This is a genomic window from Pseudomonas sp. KBN12P06040, from assembly GCF_037574965.1.
Classification (GTDB): Bacteria; Pseudomonadota; Gammaproteobacteria; order Pseudomonadales; family Pseudomonadaceae; genus Pseudomonas; species Pseudomonas aeruginosa.
The window spans coordinates 5992961-6008769 of the sequence record NZ_JBBELS010000001.1 but is presented as its reverse complement, the minus strand read 5'-3'; the positions used below and the strand labels follow the sequence as shown (position 1 = coordinate 6008769).

The window sequence follows — 15809 nt, the reverse complement described above, 5'->3', positions numbered from 1 at the left end:
CCTAAATTATCACGCCTTGCGCCGAGTCCGGTCGCTCCCTGCCGTTCAGGGGAAGCAGTCGGCGTCGGCGAATGCCTTGCCCTGGCGGTCCTTCTCCGAAAGCAGGGGGGCATCCTGCAGCGGCCAGTCGATCTTCAGCTCGGGATCGTTCCAGACGATGCAGCGTTCGTGTTCCGGCGCCCAGAAGTCGGTGGTCTTGTAGAGGAACTCGGCGTATTCGCTGAGCACCACGAAGCCGTGCGCGAAGCCGGCCGGAATCCACATCTGGCGCTTGTTCTCCGCGCTCAGGCGTTCGCCTACCCAGTGGCCGAAGGTCGGCGAGCCGCGACGCAGGTCGACGGCCACGTCGAATACCTCGCCGAGGGTGGCGCGCACCAGTTTTCCCTGGGCTTGCCGGATCTGGTAGTGCAGGCCGCGGAGGACGCCACGGGCGGAACGCGAATGGTTGTCCTGGACGAAGCTGACCGGATGACCGCAGGCCTCCTCGAAGGCGCGCTGGTTGTAGCTTTCGAAGAAGAATCCGCGATCGTCGCCGAACACCCGGGGTTCGAAGAGGATGACGTCGGGGATTGCCAGGCGGGTCGCTTTCATCAGTACACGGTCTCGGTCAGCAGGCGCTTGAGGTATTGGCCGTAGCCGTTCTTGGCCAGCGGCGCGGCGAGTTTTTCCAGTTGCGCGGCGTCGATCCACTTCTGCCGGTAGGCGATCTCTTCCGGGCAGGCCACCTTGAGTCCCTGGCGGTTCTCCAGGGTGGCGATGAACTGGCCGGCCTCGAGCAGCGAATCGTGGGTGCCGGTATCCAGCCAGGCGTAGCCGCGGCCCATGATCTCCACGCTGAGCTGGCCGCGCTCCAGGTAGGCGCGGTTGACGTCGGTGATCTCCAGCTCGCCGCGCGGTGAAGGCTTCAGGTCCCTGGCGATGTCCACCACCTGCTGGTCGTAGAAATACAGGCCGGTGACCGCGTAGTTCGACTTCGGCTTCAGTGGCTTCTCTTCCAGGCTGATGGCCTTGCCGCCCTGGTCGAACTCGACCACGCCGTAGCGCTCCGGGTCCAGCACGTGGTAGGCGAAGACGCTGGCGCCGGTCTGGCGCTGCGAAGCGCTGCCGAGCAACTCGTGGAAGTCGTGGCCGTAATAGAGGTTGTCGCCCAGGACCAGCGCGCTGAGGTCGTTGCCGATGAACGACTCGCCGATCAGGAAGGCCTGGGCCAGGCCGTCCGGCGACGGTTGCACGGCATATTGCAGGTCCAGGCCCCAGTTCGAACCGTCGCCCAGCAACTGCTGGAAGCGTGGGGTGTCCTGTGGGGTCGAGATGATCAGTATCTCGCGGATGCCCGCCAGCATCAGGGTACTGAGCGGGTAGTAGATCATCGGCTTGTCGTACACCGGCAGCAGCTGCTTGGAGATGGCCAGCGTTGCCGGGTGCAGGCGGGTGCCCGAGCCTCCGGCGAGGATGATGCCCTTGCGTTTCATAGTGGTCCCTGCTCGCTCAGTTCCTGGATCATGCGTCCGGCATGGTAGCGCCAGTCGGGCAGTACCAGGCCGAAGACCTGTTGCAGCTTGTGGTTGTCGAGGCGCGAATTGGCCGGGCGCTTCGCCGGCACCGGGTAATCCTCGGTGGCAATCGGCAGGACCCGCTGCGGCGTCGCCTGCAACTCCCAGCCCCGCTCCAGCGCCTGTTCGATGACGAAGCGCGCATAGAGGTGCCAGGACGTCTCGCCGCTGGCGACCAGGTGGTAGGTGCCGCTGGCCCGTGCTGCCAGCTCGGCATCCCAGCGCAGACGCTGCAGGGCCTGGGCGGTGACGTCGGCGATCAGCTCGGCGCTGGTCGGCGCGCCGAACTGGTCGGCCACGACCTTGAGTTCGTCGCGTTGCCCGGCCAGGCGCAGCATGGTCTTGGCGAAGTTCCCGCCGCGCGCGGCGTAGACCCAGCTGGTGCGGAAGATCAGGTGGCGGCAGCCGCTGGCGCGGATGGCCTGCTCGCCTTCCAGCTTGGTCTGCCCGTAGACGCTCAGCGGGCCGGTCGGCGCGTCCTCGGCGAAAGGCGCGCTGCCCGCGCCGTCGAACACGTAGTCGGTGGAGTAATGCACCAGCCAGGCGCCGCAGGCCGCGGCCTCCTCGGCCAGTACCGCGACGGCGCGGGCATTGATCAGGCGGGCGTTGTCGGCATCGCTCTCGGCCTTGTCCACCGCGGTGTAGGCGCCGGCGTTGACGATGAACTGCGGCCGCTCGGCGCGAATCAGTCGCGCCAGGCCTTCGGGGTCGGCGAGATCGGCGCGCCGGCGGTCACAGACCAGCAGTTCGCCCAGCGGCGCCAGGGCGCGCTGCAGCTCCCAGCCGACCTGGCCGTTGGCGCCGAGGAGAAGGATCCGGTTCATGCGTACTGCTTACCCACCCACTCGCGGTAGGCACCGCTGGTTACGTTGGCCACCCAGTCCTGGTTGTCCAGGTACCAGCGCACGGTCTTGCGGATGCCGGTCTCGAAGGTTTCCGCCGGCTTCCAGCCCAGCTCGCGCTCCAGGCGCGTGGCATCGATGGCGTAGCGGCGATCATGGCCCGGACGATCCTTGACGAAGGTGATCTGCTCGCGATAGCTGCGGCCGTCGGCGCGCGGCTGCTCCTGGTCGAGGATGGCGCAGAGGGTCTCGACCACGTCGAGGTTGGCCTTTTCGTTCCAGCCGCCGACATTGTAGGTCTCGCCCAGTTGCCCGGCTTCGAGGACCCGGCGGATGGCGCTGCAATGGTCCTTGACGTAGAGCCAGTCGCGGATCTGCTGGCCGTCGCCGTAGATCGGCAGCGGCTTGCCGGCCAGGGCGTTGTGGATCACCAGTGGGATGAGCTTTTCCGGGAAGTGGTACGGGCCGTAGTTGTTCGAGCAGTTGGTGGTCAGCACCGGCAGCCCGTAGGTGTGGTGATAGGCCCGCACCAGGTGGTCGGAGGCCGCCTTGGACGCCGAGTAGGGACTGTTCGGCTCGTAGCGGTTGTTCTCGGTGAAGGCCGGATCGCTCGGTGCCAGCGAGCCATAGACTTCGTCGGTGGAGACGTGGAGGAAGCGGAATGCCGCCTTCGCTTCCGGCTCCAGCGCGCCCCAGTAGGCGCGCACTTCTTCCAGCAGGCGGAAGGTGCCGACGATGTTGGTCTGGATGAAGTCCTCGGGGCCGTGGATCGAGCGGTCCACATGAGATTCCGCGGCGAAGTTGAGGATCGCCCGCGGCTGGTGCTCGGCGAGCAGGCGGGCTACCAGCTGGCTATCGCCGATATCGCCGGCGACGAAGGTGTGCCGGGCGTCGCCGTCGAGGCTGGCGAGGTTCTGCCGGTTGCCGGCGTAGGTGAGCTTGTCGAGGCTGACCACCGGCTCGTCATGCAGGGCCAGCCAGTCGAGCACGAAATTGGCGCCGATGAAGCCGGCGCTGCCGGTCACGAGAATCGTCATGAGTCATACCTTGTTCAAGCAGTGGTTGTCCGTAGGGCTGCTTCGACACGTCCCGCCAAGGTGTACCAATCGATCGTGAAGACGACGATTAGTACGGGAAAAATGGCGATCCTGCCAACCCCAGATCTGGTAGGTGCATCTGACCCGGCATTCTATGCGAAGTGCCATCATCGGGCGGCAGGTAGGAGGATAAAACAAAAAAGCCCCGCGCGAGGCGGGGCTTTTCGGGGATTCGGCACCAGGAGTCGAAAATAGTTGTGACTATTTGATTTATAATGTTTTTTATCATTCGGTTACCTATTTCTACCCCTAAAAATATCCCCATGGATTTATCTTTATAGCAGTAGGCTCAGCCTGATCTTGCCCAGTCCCAGTGGACACCCCGTTAAGCGATAAACTGCAACGAGGTGAATCATGGCAAGACAAGCAACCCCAATGAAACAGACCCGCACCCGCCATTCCCAAGCCTACAAGGACGAAGCGCTGGCTTTGGCCGAGCGCATTGGCGTCAGCAAGGCTGCCGAACAGCTCGGCCTGCATGCTTCCCAGCTCTACGGCTGGCGGAGCAAGAAGCACCAGACTCAGTCCGGCAGCGAGCGCGAGCAGTCGCTGGCCGACGAGAATGCCCGACTCAAGCGGCTGTTGGCCGAGCACGCCGAGGAGCTGGCCATCGTAAAAAAGGCCGCCGCGTACTTTGCCAAGAGCCTCAAGTGAAGTACGCCTTCATGAGGACTCATACCGCGCATTTCTCGATCCAGGCCATGTGTCGCGTGTTGGGCGTTGCCCGCAGCGGTTACTACGCTTGGTGCTCTCGCAGGCCGTCAATGCGCCAGCGGCGAAGAGCCGAACTGGATCGGCAGGTCGCTCAGGCATACAGCGCACGCAAGGGCCGCAGCGGGGCTCCACGGCTTTGCCACGACCTGCGGGAAGCCGGCCTACCCTGCAATCGCAAGACGGTAGCCGCCTCGATGCAACGGCAAGGACTGCGTGCCAAGGCCGCCAAGAAGTTCAAGGCCACGACCAATTCTCAGCACTCCCTGCCAGTGGCAGAGAACTTGCTCAAGCAGGATTTCAAGGCATCTGCGCCAAATCAGAAATGGGTGGGTGACATCACCTACCTGTATACGGAGGAAGGCTGGCTGTATCTGGCAGTGGTCATCGATCTGTATTCACGGATGGTGATCGGCTGGGCCATGAACGAACGCATGACGGCCGACTTGGTTTGCGATGCCTTGCACATGGCGCTGTGGCGACGTAGGCAGCCTAATGACGTGATCGTGCATAGCGACCGCGGCAGCCAGTACTGCTCAGCGGCTTACCAGGAGCTGATCCGCGCCCATCACTTGCGATGCAGCATGAGCGCCAAAGGCAACTGCTACGACAATGCCTGTGCAGAGAGCTTCTTCCACAGCCTGAAGGTCGAGTGCATCCACGGCGAGCGCTTCACGAGCCGCGCCCAGATGCGTGAAACCGTGTTTGAATACGTCGAAACCGATTACAACCGCCAGCGGCGACACAGCACGCTGGGGCACATCAGCCCAGAGGCCTTCGAGGCCAGGATGTGTGCTTAAACCCGTGTCCACGGCTGCTGGGCAAGATCAGCCTCACGCTGTCTGTGTTCTCGAACTTCAAGCTCATCTGCCAATCCTCTATGTGGCTTATCCGAAGCCGTAGGGGTCCGCTCTGCAGTCGGCGTCCCGCGCCCAATGCAACTATTTTCAGAGTTAACAGAGAATACTGCATTACAGCTATCTGCATTGGCTCGCAGGAGAGTGAAAAGTCCACCCGCATCTAATTAGGCTGCTTGAGTGAAGATATCCCCGTCAGATTGAATAATATGTAATCGTAATTTTTTAGAGGCACAGGCGAACCGTTATTTATACTGCTTAACATTTTCAGTGAGCTTTCGAGAAAAGTTATCTTCGTCCTCAAGTGGGATTATATCAAAGGTCAGAGGTTTACTGTCCGGCTGTATCAGTGCGCCTGTATTATTTCAGTAACGGACCTTTGTAGTCGCCGCTTACTTTCATTGGCTCATGCTCTTGTTAGTGAGGCGAGAGCAATACCTCTATGTACGGCAATTACTCTCAATGTAGTTCCATCAATAGAAGAATAAACAGCGTTGCCTCGGAGCGACGGGTATGAACAATTTTATAGAGCATGGGAGACGCAATGCCAATTGCGAACAAGCTCGACCTCACCTGTCCTCCTTGTCGAAGGTTTATCCGCAGCGTCGCGAAGAGCAATTAGACATTAATAACAGGAATATTTCTCCTGCATGCTTGGCACCGAGGGTGGATGTGTGGTAAATGGTTTCTTATAGCTCAGGCGCGCTGCGAGTAAAGTGCTGCTCAGTTTTGGCAATAACCTATTTTCTACAGTAAGTTAAAATCGGATATACAGGAAGTTTTTTGATGACTACTCCAGGTGTACTAAAATTAAAGGATATTCCTCTTGGTAGCACAGACGCTAAGAATGAGGTGCTGAGTAATAGTCCTGAAGAAATCGTACGTTTCGTTAACTCATTTGTTGTTCCGCCAGCGCTATCGATAGAAAAATTTTACGATAAGAAAAAATATTACATAGTGGGATTAAAAGGCACAGGAAAAACAGCTCTTCTGCGCTATGTCTCATTAAAGCTTGAGGAATCCGGCGACTCAGATTCAAGTTTCGTTTTGTTTAAATCAGACGTAGATGAAGACTTGAGAAAGGATTTTGCTCGCGCAGCCAGGGTTCAAGTGGTGGCAGAAAATAGTGATGCTTATGACGGCGATGATTTTGAGACCGTATGGCGTTGGTTTATCTATAGAAAAATTGCCTCTCTAATACAAGAAGGCAGCTCACCATTCCAGAATAACGAATTGCTCAATACGTTTGTTGCATTGGTCACTTCTGAAGCAGATGCTAAGGCAGAGAAATCTGGACTTATGCGATTGGTGCCTAATATCCGAAAAGGTACGGTTGAAATAAGCCAGTCGCCGAAGTTAGGTTTGGAGTTTGATTGGGATGACTCTGGTCGAGCAAAGGTTAATTTCAACGACCTCGTACGTAGAGCCGATCAAGCCTTCCAGAAATTAGAGCCTGATGCAAGACGGTTGAACGTTTTTTTTGACGAGCTCGAGCTGAATTACGCTAGCAACAAGCAGTACCAGCGTGATGCTCGCTTAGTTAGGGATCTGATTGTCTCGATTGAGCGATTGAACGCGACTTGTAAGTCGAGAGGCTATCCAATCTGCCTCTATGCAGCCATCAGATCAGAAGTCTTGAGTGCTGTGGACGCATTGGGAAAGGAAATCAATAAGCCGATTGCTGACTTCGGGTCTGTAATATCATGGAATAGACCCGGGCTTGATGCCACACAGCAGCCGCTATTGAATATTATCTGGCAGCGCATAAACAATGCGCGCGAGAAAGCAGGACTTGTAGACTTATCATCTCAAGAGTTGTGGAGTCAGTATTTCCCACGAAAAATAAATAATCAAAATCCGCAAGTCTACATTCTTCATAATTCATGGTATCGTCCTCGTGATGTAGTGCGCTTGCTAATTACTGTGCAAGACCAATATCCAGATGATGAAACTTTTTCTTTGCAAGCTCTCGAAGCTATACGCAAAGCGTATTCCACTGCATCTTGGGTAGAGCTCGCAGAAGAACTGAAGGCAAAATATAAGGCTGCTGAAGTTGAAGGGATTAAATATCTTTTCTATGGATACAAACAAATAGCTACATTTGCTGAGTTAAGTGAGAGGGCAGATCTTGTAGTGCTGGAACATGATGAAACGAAAAAGCTGCTGGAGCGAGTTTCACTTCGTGAGGTGCTAAAGGATCTTTTCCGTGTTGGAATTATAGGGAATATAGATGAGAACCATGAAAGGATGCGTTTTTCCTTCAGGGGTGATGATGAGATTCTCTTCCAGAATAAAGTCTTTGTTCATAATGCATTAAAGGCTCATTTGTCATGCTTTGGATGATCGATGCTGGCGGTCCAAGAGAATCGAAATGTATTCGGTGCTTTGTTTTTAGGTCAGTGCCGCTTAGGGAATCTATGGATTGAGATATTCTGACTGCTCTCTTTCCAAGTGATGTAGGTTTTTCAGTTCCGATAAGCCTGCGAATCGGCCGGGCGCAGAGTTCGGCCGATCTTGGTATGGAAGCTTTAAGGTGCTAGTGGCTGGCTAGTTTCCGTTTGTTGCCTGGTACTTCAGCGTTGCTCTTAATTTTTGGGTGATTAGTCTATTTCTGATTATAATGTGCGCCTTGGCGGAATTGAGAGTAATCCAGGTGCGTAAGCTTTAGGTGCTAAAGCTATTTGATATTGTTCGACTTGTCAGAATAATTAAATTGTTCTTAGTTTCTTCTTCATTAAATAGAGCGAAAGCCTTTGAGAGCAAATTGCTGAGTCACTCATGCAACGCACTCGATCAGAGGTTGAAATTCCATGTTTTTTTAAGCGGCGAACGATCAGCCGTACAGTCAGTGCGTAGTAATATCGCGTCGCCTCACTGTGTCTACATAGGCGATGTTCAAGAAACCAAGATAAGTGTTTTTTTGCCAGGCCCAAGGCGTCTCTCGCTGCCAGCGATCTGCAATCTCAGCTTGGATAAGCTTCGCCTGCCGCAAATGACGTTGCCGCGTCGCGCGCGATCCGATCAGCACGCCAGCTAAGAACAGCTCCATATCGAATGGCTTGCTCATGTCCGTCCTCCAATGTATGCCGCGACCACATCGATCCGACCGTGCCCTAGCTCACTGCTGATCTGCCTCCGAGCTTCACGATCAAGGTATCTATCTACCAGGCAACATTGGCCGCCGTTGATAGGCGCCCGGTGCTGGGTGATTTGCTCATAGCGCTCACATGCGTACGCCGCACGGAGCTCATGGAAGCCTCTGAGGTTGTGTGCATGCAGGATGGCCCGCGCGGGGCGAATGATTTCTTGCAGAACATTCAGATAGCTTTCATGTGGCGCTATTAGGTTGCTGCTACCTGTAGGCGACATCTGCCGTGCAAATCCAAGCGCACCTCGAATATGGTCATCCACCGCAATCCAACGTGGCGCTGAGGCACCCGCGCGGCCACCTTTGGTGCCATCCTGAATGTTTATCTCGCCTAGATCGTTAGCCTCACGGCTTAGCCGTGGCAGGTCAGCCAAGATGGCTTCACGCAAGCGCATGCCGGTGGCGCGCGTCAACAGAACAATCGCGGCGACCCGCTGCTGATGATCACGGCAAAGCGCATCGACAATCTGTTTAACCTGTTCGCGGTCTTGGCCTTGCGGCACCGACTGGCGAATCCCGGTGCGCTGCATGCCCAGTGCCTTGCTCGGACTTCGTAACTTCACGTACTGATCACCGCGAAGCGCCGCCATGGTCCTGTTGACGCTGGAAAGCCGATTTTGCGCGGTGCTGACGGCGAGGTCACCGCGCTCAACCGTGTCGCGCAGATATGCTGCATAGTCGGCCAACACCTTCCGATCAATCTGCCGCGCATCATTGATACCCGGCCCCTGTTCGGAACGGCACCATCTGACGAATGCCTGCCACCGATCACAGTGTGCTTTGACCGTGCCGTAATGACCGCCACCGAACGTGTCTTTCAGCGCTTGCGGGCCTGCGTAGCTCAATTGTCTGCCGTAACCGAAATTACGACCATCGCGTCTACCCACCAATGCCATGTCAGTCACCTCATCAGCCGATCTCCGATCCTCGCCCCACGTCATCCCGCCAAGAATGCTGAGTGTTATCAGGGATCAAGGCCCCTGCGACCTGTGGGGAATGTCCACTACGCGGGACTGGCGGCTCCTTACGACCGGGAGCAAGGGCATCTCATGATCTGGCCTCCTAAACACCGTTACCGGTGGGCGGGTGGAGGCAGCACTGGCTGACGAGACCAGCGCCTGAAGATTCTGAGCCGGGTGAACGCAGCAATGCGATGACCGGGGCATGCCTGACTGTCAGTCAGGTGCAGTCCATTCCCTGGTCTGCGGCACCATCATCTACATCGCTGTTGCTGGTGACATCGGCGTTTGTCACGCCGATTGTCACGAGGGGAATTGCCGCAAAGCCATGTGCGATAAGGGCTGCAGCAGTGGTAGGAGCGCCCGTCTCTTTCCAGAGAAAGAGACGGGCGCAGGTTGGCGCATACGAAATGGCCAAGCGGATAGATTGCTGCTGGGCAGGAGGGTAGGGTGGCTGCCGCAGGGGCAACGATGTTTAGTTGGCATCCATCACATGGGTAGTGACCGTACGAGCTACCGGACGCGAATCGTACTTGGGGGTTGAACCACCGCGGTTGCGGCGTGACCTTTCAGGTTTCTGGCCACATTCAGCTGCCTCGGCAGCGCTTGCACCTACCGGTCTACGCTTGTGGACAATATTCGTCAAGCAAAGCGATTTCAGGTGGTTAGCGCCTGTGGATAAAACTATCCCCCGGTGGACATCAGTGGTTTTCCACAGACGATTACTGTGCCAGTCGCTTTTGATAAGGTTAGGTCCATTGAAACGGGGCGGCTACGCCGCCTCGTTTCAATGGACCCGCGTGGAGGAGCTTCATGCGGTGCTGTGGGTAACTTCACCGCGAGGTTGAGGTGGTGGTGCGGCGGGCTACTCGGTCCTTTTGGCACTGCGAAGGCGCGTGACGTTCTCGCCTGTCTGCGTGCGCTCTTCGAGGAACTCGGCCTTGTGGGTATAGGCGGCGCGCACGTTGTTGCGTTCCTTGTGGCTCATCTGGCGTTCGATCGCTATCTCTGACCACAGCCCGGACTCGACCAGCGCACTGCACGCCATGGCTCGGAACCCGTGGCCGCAGATATCCACCTTGGTGTCGTAGCCCATCGTCCTGAGCGCGGCATTCACCGTGTTCTCGGACATCGGTTTCCACGGTTTGGCATCTCCCGCGAACACCAGCTCGAATTTGCCGGTGATCGCGTGGATCTGCTCAAGCAAGTCCACGGCCTGCGGCGATAAAGGTACAACGTGAATGTCCCCGGCCATCTTTGTACCCCTTGTGGAAAAGGGCACGCCGTCCAGCGCCGGGCGGGTATCGGGGATCTCCCAGATACCTCGCTTTAGGTCGAATTCATTCCAGCGGGCGAAGCGCAGTTCGCTGGAGCGTACGAATACATGCAACGACAGCATCACCGTGAGGCGCGTGAGCGGGCGACCTCTGTAGTCCTCAATGCATGCCAGTAGCTCTGGCAGCCGCGATAAGGGTAGTGCGAGTCGGTGAGTTACCCGTGGTGTCTTGATCGAGCCATCGAGGTCGTGAGCCGGGTTCGCCGTGATCAGTCGCAGCCGTTTGGCTTCACGCATGATGCTTTGCAGGTAGTTCTTGATCCTGAGCGCCACGTCGATGGTGCCGCGCTTCGTCACGGCTTCCAGTGGCTGCATGAGATCGTGGGTGTCCAACTCAACGATTGCCCTGGCACCAAGCAAAGGGAATACGTGAGTCTTCAACCGGCTGAGCACAGTCTTGGCGTGGCCGGGCGCCCACTTCGGCACCATGCTCGCATGCCAGTCGAGCGCAACGCTTTCGAAGGTGTGGCCGTTGATCACGGCTTGGGTCTTGGTTTGTTGCTTGTACTGGATGGGGTCTATGCCATTGGCGAGCTGCTGCTTGATCTCGAAGCGCTTGCGGCGTGCGTCGCCCAGCCCGACCACCGGATAGCTGCCGAGGGCGGTCAGGCCTTCGCGGCCATCGGGTTTCACTTACCTGAGTCGCCAGCCTTTGCGGCCGTTGGGTTGCACAAGCAGGTAAAGACCGTTGCCGTCGAAGAGCTTGTACTCGCGCTCTCTGGGCTTTGCCGTGCGACAGGTGGTGTCTGTAAGCGGGGCAGTGGTGCGGGCCATAAGGGTAGTCTCCGATATCGAAACGGACCTCTATCCTTAGAACTACCCTTATTAGCGCTGGCTACCCTCGGAATCCGACGGAACGCCAAAACGAGAAAACCCGCCAGAAGGCGGGTTTTTCGGGGGTTCCAGAGATTTGAAAGCTTTCTATGGAACCTTGAATGGTGCCGGCACCAGGAGTCGAACCCGGGACCTACTGATTACAAGTCAGTTGCTCTACCAGCTGAGCTATACCGGCGAAGAGGGCGACATTATAGCCAGCCGCCGCCAGGAGTAAACCACTGATTTTCCTGCCCGAATGCCGTTCGTCCTCAGTGCCCGGAGGCGGCCGCGCCGGGCTTGGCGCCGAACGGCGGGCGGGCCAGCCAGATGATCACCAGCAGGGCGAGGAACAGCCAGCCGAGCATGGTGAAGTAGTCGATGGTGGACATCATGTAGGCCTGGCTCTGCACCATCCGGTCGAGCAGCGCCGCGTTCGCCTGGGTGTTGCCGCCGAGCTGGGCGAGGGTTTCGTGGGTGGCCGGGTCGTAGAGACTGATGTTTTCGCTGAGATAGGCGTGGTGTTGGGTGGCGCGGCGGTTCCAGATCCAGGTGGTCAGCGAGGCGGCGAAGCTGCCGCCGAGGGTGCGCAGGAAGGTGGCCAGGCCGGAGCCGTCGGCGATCTGGTCGGGGGGCAGGTCGGAGAGCAGGATGCTCAGGATCGGCATGAAGAAGAACGCCACGCCGAGCCCCATGATCAACTGCACGATGGCGATGTGCTGGTAGTCGACCTCGGTGGTGAAGTTGGCGCGCATGAAGCAGGTGATGGCCATCGCCAGGAACGACAGGCCGGCGAGCATGCGCAGGTCGAAATGGTTGGCGTAGCGGCCGACCAGCGGCGAGAGGAACACCGGGAGGATGCCGATTGGCGCGGCGGCCAGCCCGGCCCAGGTGGCGGTGTAGCCCATCTGGGTCTGTAGCCATTGCGGGAGCAGCAGGTTGATGCCGAAGAACGCGGCATAGCCCAGCACCAGCGCCAGGGTGCCGGCGGCGAAGTTGCGGTGGGCGAACAGGCGCAGGTTGACGATCGGATGGCGGTCGGTGAATTCCCAGATGATGAAGAAGGCCAGGGCGATCGCCGCGATCAGCGCGCCGCCGACGATGAAGTTCGACTCGAACCAGTCCAGGTCGTTGCCCTTGTCGAGGACGATCTGCAGGGCGCCGACGCCGATCACCAGGGCGATCAGGCCGACGTAGTCCATCGGCGCCTTCTTGATCACCACCGGGCGTGCCTTCAGTTGCTGGTAGACGACGAAAGCGGCGAACAGGCCGACCGGCACGTTGATGAAGAAAATCCACGGCCAGCTGTAGTCGTCGGTGATCCAGCCGCCGAGGATCGGCCCGGCGATCGGCGCCACCACCGTGACCATCGCCAGCAGGGCCAGGGCCATGCCGCGCTTCGCCGGTGGGTAGATGGAGATCAGCAGGGTCTGGGTGATCGGATACAGCGGCCCGGCGACGAAGCCCTGCAAGGCGCGGAAGCCGACCAGAGAAGGCATCGACTGGGCGATGCCGCAGAGGAACGAGGCGAGTACGAACAGCAGCGCGGCGGCGATGAACAGGCGCACCTCGCCGACCCGCCGGGCCAGCCAGCCGGTCAGCGGCAGGGCGATGGCGTTGCTCACGGCGAACGAGGTGATCACCCAGGTGCCCTGTTCCGAACTCACCCCGAGGTTACCGGAGATGGTCGGCAGGGCGACGTTGGCGATGGTGGTGTCGAGCACCTGCATGAAAGTCGCCAGGGACAGGCCGATGGTCGCCATCACCAGGCTGGGCGGGGAGAAGCTGCTGCTTTCGCTCATGCTGGCGGGCTCAACGCTGGGCGGTCTTGCCGTGGTCTTCGGCGAGGTTGGCTTCGATCAGGCGTTCGATCAGCTTGTCGGCCGAGGCCAGTTGCTGCTGGTAGACATCGGTGGAGAACAGCGCTTCGCGCGGTGGCTGCTGGGCCAGGGCCGGGCCGCTCTGGTCGTGCAGGTCGACCTTGACGTCCATCGACAGGCCGATGCGCAGCGGATGCTTCTGCAATTCTTGCGGATCGATATGGATGCGCACCGGCACCCGCTGGACGATCTTGATCCAGTTGCCGGTGGCGTTCTGCGCCGGCAGCAGGGAGAACGCGCTGCCCGTGCCCACGCCGAGGCTGTCGACGGTGCCGCTGTAGCGCACGTCGCTGCCGTAGAGGTCGGAGCGGATCTCCACCGGCTGGCCGATACGCATGTGCTTGAGCTGGGTTTCCTTGAAGTTGGCGTCGATCCAGATCTGGTCCAGCGGGACCACGGCCATCAGCGCATTGCCCGGTTGCACGCGCTGGCCGACCTGTACGCTGCGCTTGGCGACGTAGCCGGTGACCGGCGCGACGATGGTCGAGCGGGCGTCGTCCAGGTAGGCCTGGCGCAGTTGCGCGGCGGCGGCCTTGACGTCCGGATGGGAGGTGATCTGGGTGTCGTCGACCAGCGCGCGATTGGTGTTCAACTGCTGTTCCGAGCTGGTCAGCGAGGCTTTCGCGCTGTCCAGGGCGTCGCGGGCGTGGGCCAGTTCCTCCTGGGAAATGGCGCCGTCGTCTGCGAGGTTCTTGCGCCGCTTGTAGTCGGCCTCGGCCTTGGCCAGCGCGACCTTGCGGGTGGCGACCTCGGCGCGATAGCCGTCGACGTTGCTGAACAGCCCGCGTACCTGGCGCACGGTGTGGGCCAGGTTGGCCTCGGCGCGCTGGAGGGCGATGTCGGCGTCGCTGGGATCGAACCTGACCAGTTCCTGGCCCTTGCGCACCAGGTCGCCGTCGTCGGCGCCGATGCTGACCACGGTGCCGACGATCTGCGGGGTGATCTGTACCACGTTGCCGTTGATGTAGGCGTCGTCGGTGTCCTCGTGCCAGCGGCCGTAGAAGAACTCCCAGGCCACGCTGGCCAGGGTGGCGAGGACGATCACGGCGAGCAGGATCAGCAACCAGCGCTTGCGCTTCGGGTTGCCGGCGGGGGTTTCGCTGTTGGCGGTAGTCATGGTGGGTGCCTCGTTCATTCTGCCGGCGCTTTCGCGGTAGCGAGCGCAGCGGAGCGGGAATCGGGTTGGAAACCGCCGCCCAGGGCCTGGACCAGCTGGACGGAAAGATCGATCTGCTGGCTCTCCAGGCTGGCCAGCTGGCGTTCGGCGACCAGCAGTTGCTGTTGCACGCTGAGGGCGTCGAGGTAGCTGCCGACGCCTTCGCCGTAGCGACGCATGGCCAGGTCGAAGTTGGACCTGGCGATATCGCGGGCCTGGCGCTGGTCGATCACCTGCTGCGCCAGCGAGCGCAACTTGCCGAGGTCGTCGCTGACCTCGCCGAGGGCCTGGACCAGCGTCTTGTTGTACTGGCCGACGGCCAGGTCGTAGTCGGCGTCGCGTTCGGCCAGGTTGGCGCGGCGGCGGCCACCGTCGAAGATCGGCAGGGAGATCGCCGGCGCCACCTGGAAGAAGCGGCTCGGCGCCTGCAACACGTCGTTGGTGTGCAGGGCGGCGAGGCCGGCCATCGCGCCGAGATTGAGGTTGGGATAGAACTCGGTCTTCGCCGAGTCGATGTTGCGGCGCGCCGCCTCGACCCGCCAGCGCGCGGCAACGATGTCGGCGCGGCGGCCGAGCAGTTCCGCCGGGAGCACCGAGGGCAGGCTCAGGCTGGCCGGGTTCAGCGGTTGCGGGCGCTGCAGTTCGAGACCGCGATCGGGCCCCTTGCCCAGCAGCACGGCGAGGGCGATGCGGGCGCTGGCGATGTCCTGCTCGGCGGCGCTGAGCTGCTGGCGGGCGGTGGCCAGCTGGGTCTGCGTCTGTTGCAGCTGGACCTTGCTGTCGAGTCCGGCGCTCATGCGCTTCTGGCTCAGCTCGGTCATGCGCTGCGAGCGCTTCAGTTCTTCCTCGGCGAGATCGCGCACGGTAAAGGCGTGGGCGAGGTCGCTGTAGGCGCGGGCGATGCTCGCCGAGAGGCCGATGCGCGCGGCCTGGCTGTCGATCCGCGCGGCATTGGCCTGGCCGAGGGCGGCTTCCCAGGCGGCGCGCTCGCCGCCCCAGAGGTCGAAGTCGTAATTGAAGCCGAGCGACAGGTACTTGATCGCCGAATAGCGGCCGCCGAGCGGTGCCGGGGCCACGCTGGTCGGCGCGCGGATGCCGGAGTAGCTGGCCTTGGCGTCCAGCGTCGGCTGGCGCGCGGCATCTTGCGCCTGGGCCGTTGCCGCCGCCTGGCGCGCACGCGCCTCGGCGATCTGCAGGTCGGGGGTGCCTTGCAGGGCTTCGCCGATCAGTTGGTCGAGCTGCCGGTCGCCGAGCCCGGTCCACCAGTCCTGGCGCGGCCAGGCCGCTGGTGAAAGGGCTACGCCGTCCAGGCTCCTGCCCGCCTGGAGGGCGCCTGCCGGTTGCAGTCGGGCGTTCGGTTCCAGGCCTTCGGAAGTGACGCAGCCGGCGGCCAGCAGTATCGCCGAGGCCAGCGCCAATCGCTGCGGCCAGGGATGGAGAAGAGGGAACGGCATGGA

Annotated in this window: 10 protein-coding genes, 1 tRNA gene and 2 pseudogenes; 2 read left to right on the top strand and 11 right to left on the bottom strand. The window is 60.1% G+C overall.

Features of this window, described 5'->3' with window-relative positions; translation table 11 throughout:
• Positions 1-45 precede the first annotated feature (45 nt).
• The 4 genes from rfbC to rfbB are packed head-to-tail and all read right to left on the bottom strand — an operon-like array spanning position 46 to position 3432.
• The gene (gene rfbC, locus VQ067_RS28250) at positions 46-591 is read right to left on the bottom strand and encodes a dTDP-4-dehydrorhamnose 3,5-epimerase (protein WP_003105520.1); all 546 of its coding nucleotides are present in this window, start codon (positions 589-591) and stop codon (positions 46-48) included.
• Positions 591-1472 carry a glucose-1-phosphate thymidylyltransferase RfbA gene (gene rfbA / locus VQ067_RS28245; RefSeq protein ID WP_003096181.1) on the bottom strand — a complete coding sequence of 294 codons (882 nt, stop codon included), beginning with the start codon at positions 1470-1472 and terminating at the stop codon, positions 591-593. The genes rfbC and rfbA overlap by 1 nt, the downstream gene beginning before the upstream one ends.
• Positions 1469-2377: a dTDP-4-dehydrorhamnose reductase gene (rfbD, locus tag VQ067_RS28240; protein ID WP_003110592.1), complete on the bottom strand. Its 909-nt coding sequence runs from the start codon at positions 2375-2377 to the stop codon at positions 1469-1471. Before rfbD ends, rfbA begins: the two co-directional genes overlap by 4 nt.
• Entirely contained in the window at positions 2374-3432 is a 1059-nt protein-coding gene (gene rfbB / locus VQ067_RS28235) for a dTDP-glucose 4,6-dehydratase (protein WP_003096179.1), read from the bottom strand. Before rfbB ends, rfbD begins: the two co-directional genes overlap by 4 nt.
• Before the next feature lie 414 nt (positions 3433-3846).
• Here rfbB and VQ067_RS28230 point away from each other — a divergent pair.
• Positions 3847-5003, top strand: a protein-coding gene (locus VQ067_RS28230; protein WP_105446839.1) for an IS3 family transposase whose coding sequence is annotated in 2 segments (ribosomal slippage) — positions 3847-4105 and positions 4105-5003 — 1158 coding nt in all. Because the reading frame shifts where the segments join, the coding sequence is not laid out codon by codon here.
• A gap of 843 nt (positions 5004-5846) precedes the next feature.
• The gene (locus VQ067_RS28225) at positions 5847-7403 is read left to right on the top strand and encodes a P-loop ATPase, Sll1717 family (RefSeq protein ID WP_125093635.1); all 1557 of its coding nucleotides are present in this window, start codon (positions 5847-5849) and stop codon (positions 7401-7403) included.
• Between the two features lie 450 nt (positions 7404-7853).
• Here the strand turns inward: VQ067_RS28225 and VQ067_RS28220 are convergent.
• The 7 genes and pseudogenes from VQ067_RS28220 to VQ067_RS28190 all read right to left on the bottom strand — a co-directional run bounded on the left by VQ067_RS28220 (position 7854) and on the right by VQ067_RS28190 (position 15806).
• A pseudogene (locus tag VQ067_RS28220) lies at positions 7854-8127 on the bottom strand (hypothetical protein).
• Positions 8124-9104, bottom strand: a complete 981-nt coding sequence (locus VQ067_RS28215; protein WP_033991292.1) for an integrase domain-containing protein — start codon at positions 9102-9104, stop codon at positions 8124-8126. Before VQ067_RS28215 ends, VQ067_RS28220 begins: the two are co-directional and overlap by 4 nt.
• Positions 9105-10032: 928 nt before the next feature.
• Positions 10033-11277: pseudogene (locus tag VQ067_RS28210) on the bottom strand (tyrosine-type recombinase/integrase).
• A gap of 162 nt (positions 11278-11439) precedes the next feature.
• Positions 11440-11515 (bottom strand) — tRNA-Thr (locus VQ067_RS28205).
• Between the two features lie 73 nt (positions 11516-11588).
• Positions 11589-13118: a DHA2 family efflux MFS transporter permease subunit gene (locus VQ067_RS28200; RefSeq protein WP_003096173.1), complete on the bottom strand. Its 1530-nt coding sequence runs from the start codon at positions 13116-13118 to the stop codon at positions 11589-11591.
• Positions 13119-13128: 10 nt separating this feature from the next.
• Complete coding sequence (locus VQ067_RS28195) at positions 13129-14313, bottom strand: HlyD family secretion protein (RefSeq protein WP_003110594.1); 1185 nt, start codon at positions 14311-14313, stop codon at positions 13129-13131.
• Positions 14314-14327: 14 nt separating this feature from the next.
• Positions 14328-15806 (bottom strand): efflux transporter outer membrane subunit, encoded by a 1479-nt coding sequence (locus tag VQ067_RS28190; protein ID WP_033991293.1) that lies wholly within the window; start codon positions 15804-15806, stop codon positions 14328-14330.
• Positions 15807-15809: the final 3 nt, after the last annotated feature.

Coding starts and splice junctions, on each gene's coding strand:
- rfbC (WP_003105520.1), bottom strand. CDS start 591: ATGAAAGCGACCCGCCTGGCAATCCCCGACGTCATCCTCTTCGAACCC.
- rfbA (WP_003096181.1), bottom strand. CDS start 1,472: ATGAAACGCAAGGGCATCATCCTCGCCGGAGGCTCGGGCACCCGCCTG.
- rfbD (WP_003110592.1), bottom strand. CDS start 2,377: ATGAACCGGATCCTTCTCCTCGGCGCCAACGGCCAGGTCGGCTGGGAG.
- rfbB (WP_003096179.1), bottom strand. CDS start 3,432: ATGACGATTCTCGTGACCGGCAGCGCCGGCTTCATCGGCGCCAATTTC.
- VQ067_RS28225 (WP_125093635.1), top strand. CDS start 5,847: ATGACTACTCCAGGTGTACTAAAATTAAAGGATATTCCTCTTGGTAGC.
- VQ067_RS28215 (WP_033991292.1), bottom strand. CDS start 9,104: ATGGCATTGGTGGGTAGACGCGATGGTCGTAATTTCGGTTACGGCAGA.
- VQ067_RS28200 (WP_003096173.1), bottom strand. CDS start 13,118: ATGAGCGAAAGCAGCAGCTTCTCCCCGCCCAGCCTGGTGATGGCGACC.
- VQ067_RS28195 (WP_003110594.1), bottom strand. CDS start 14,313: ATGACTACCGCCAACAGCGAAACCCCCGCCGGCAACCCGAAGCGCAAG.
- VQ067_RS28190 (WP_033991293.1), bottom strand. CDS start 15,806: ATGCCGTTCCCTCTTCTCCATCCCTGGCCGCAGCGATTGGCGCTGGCC.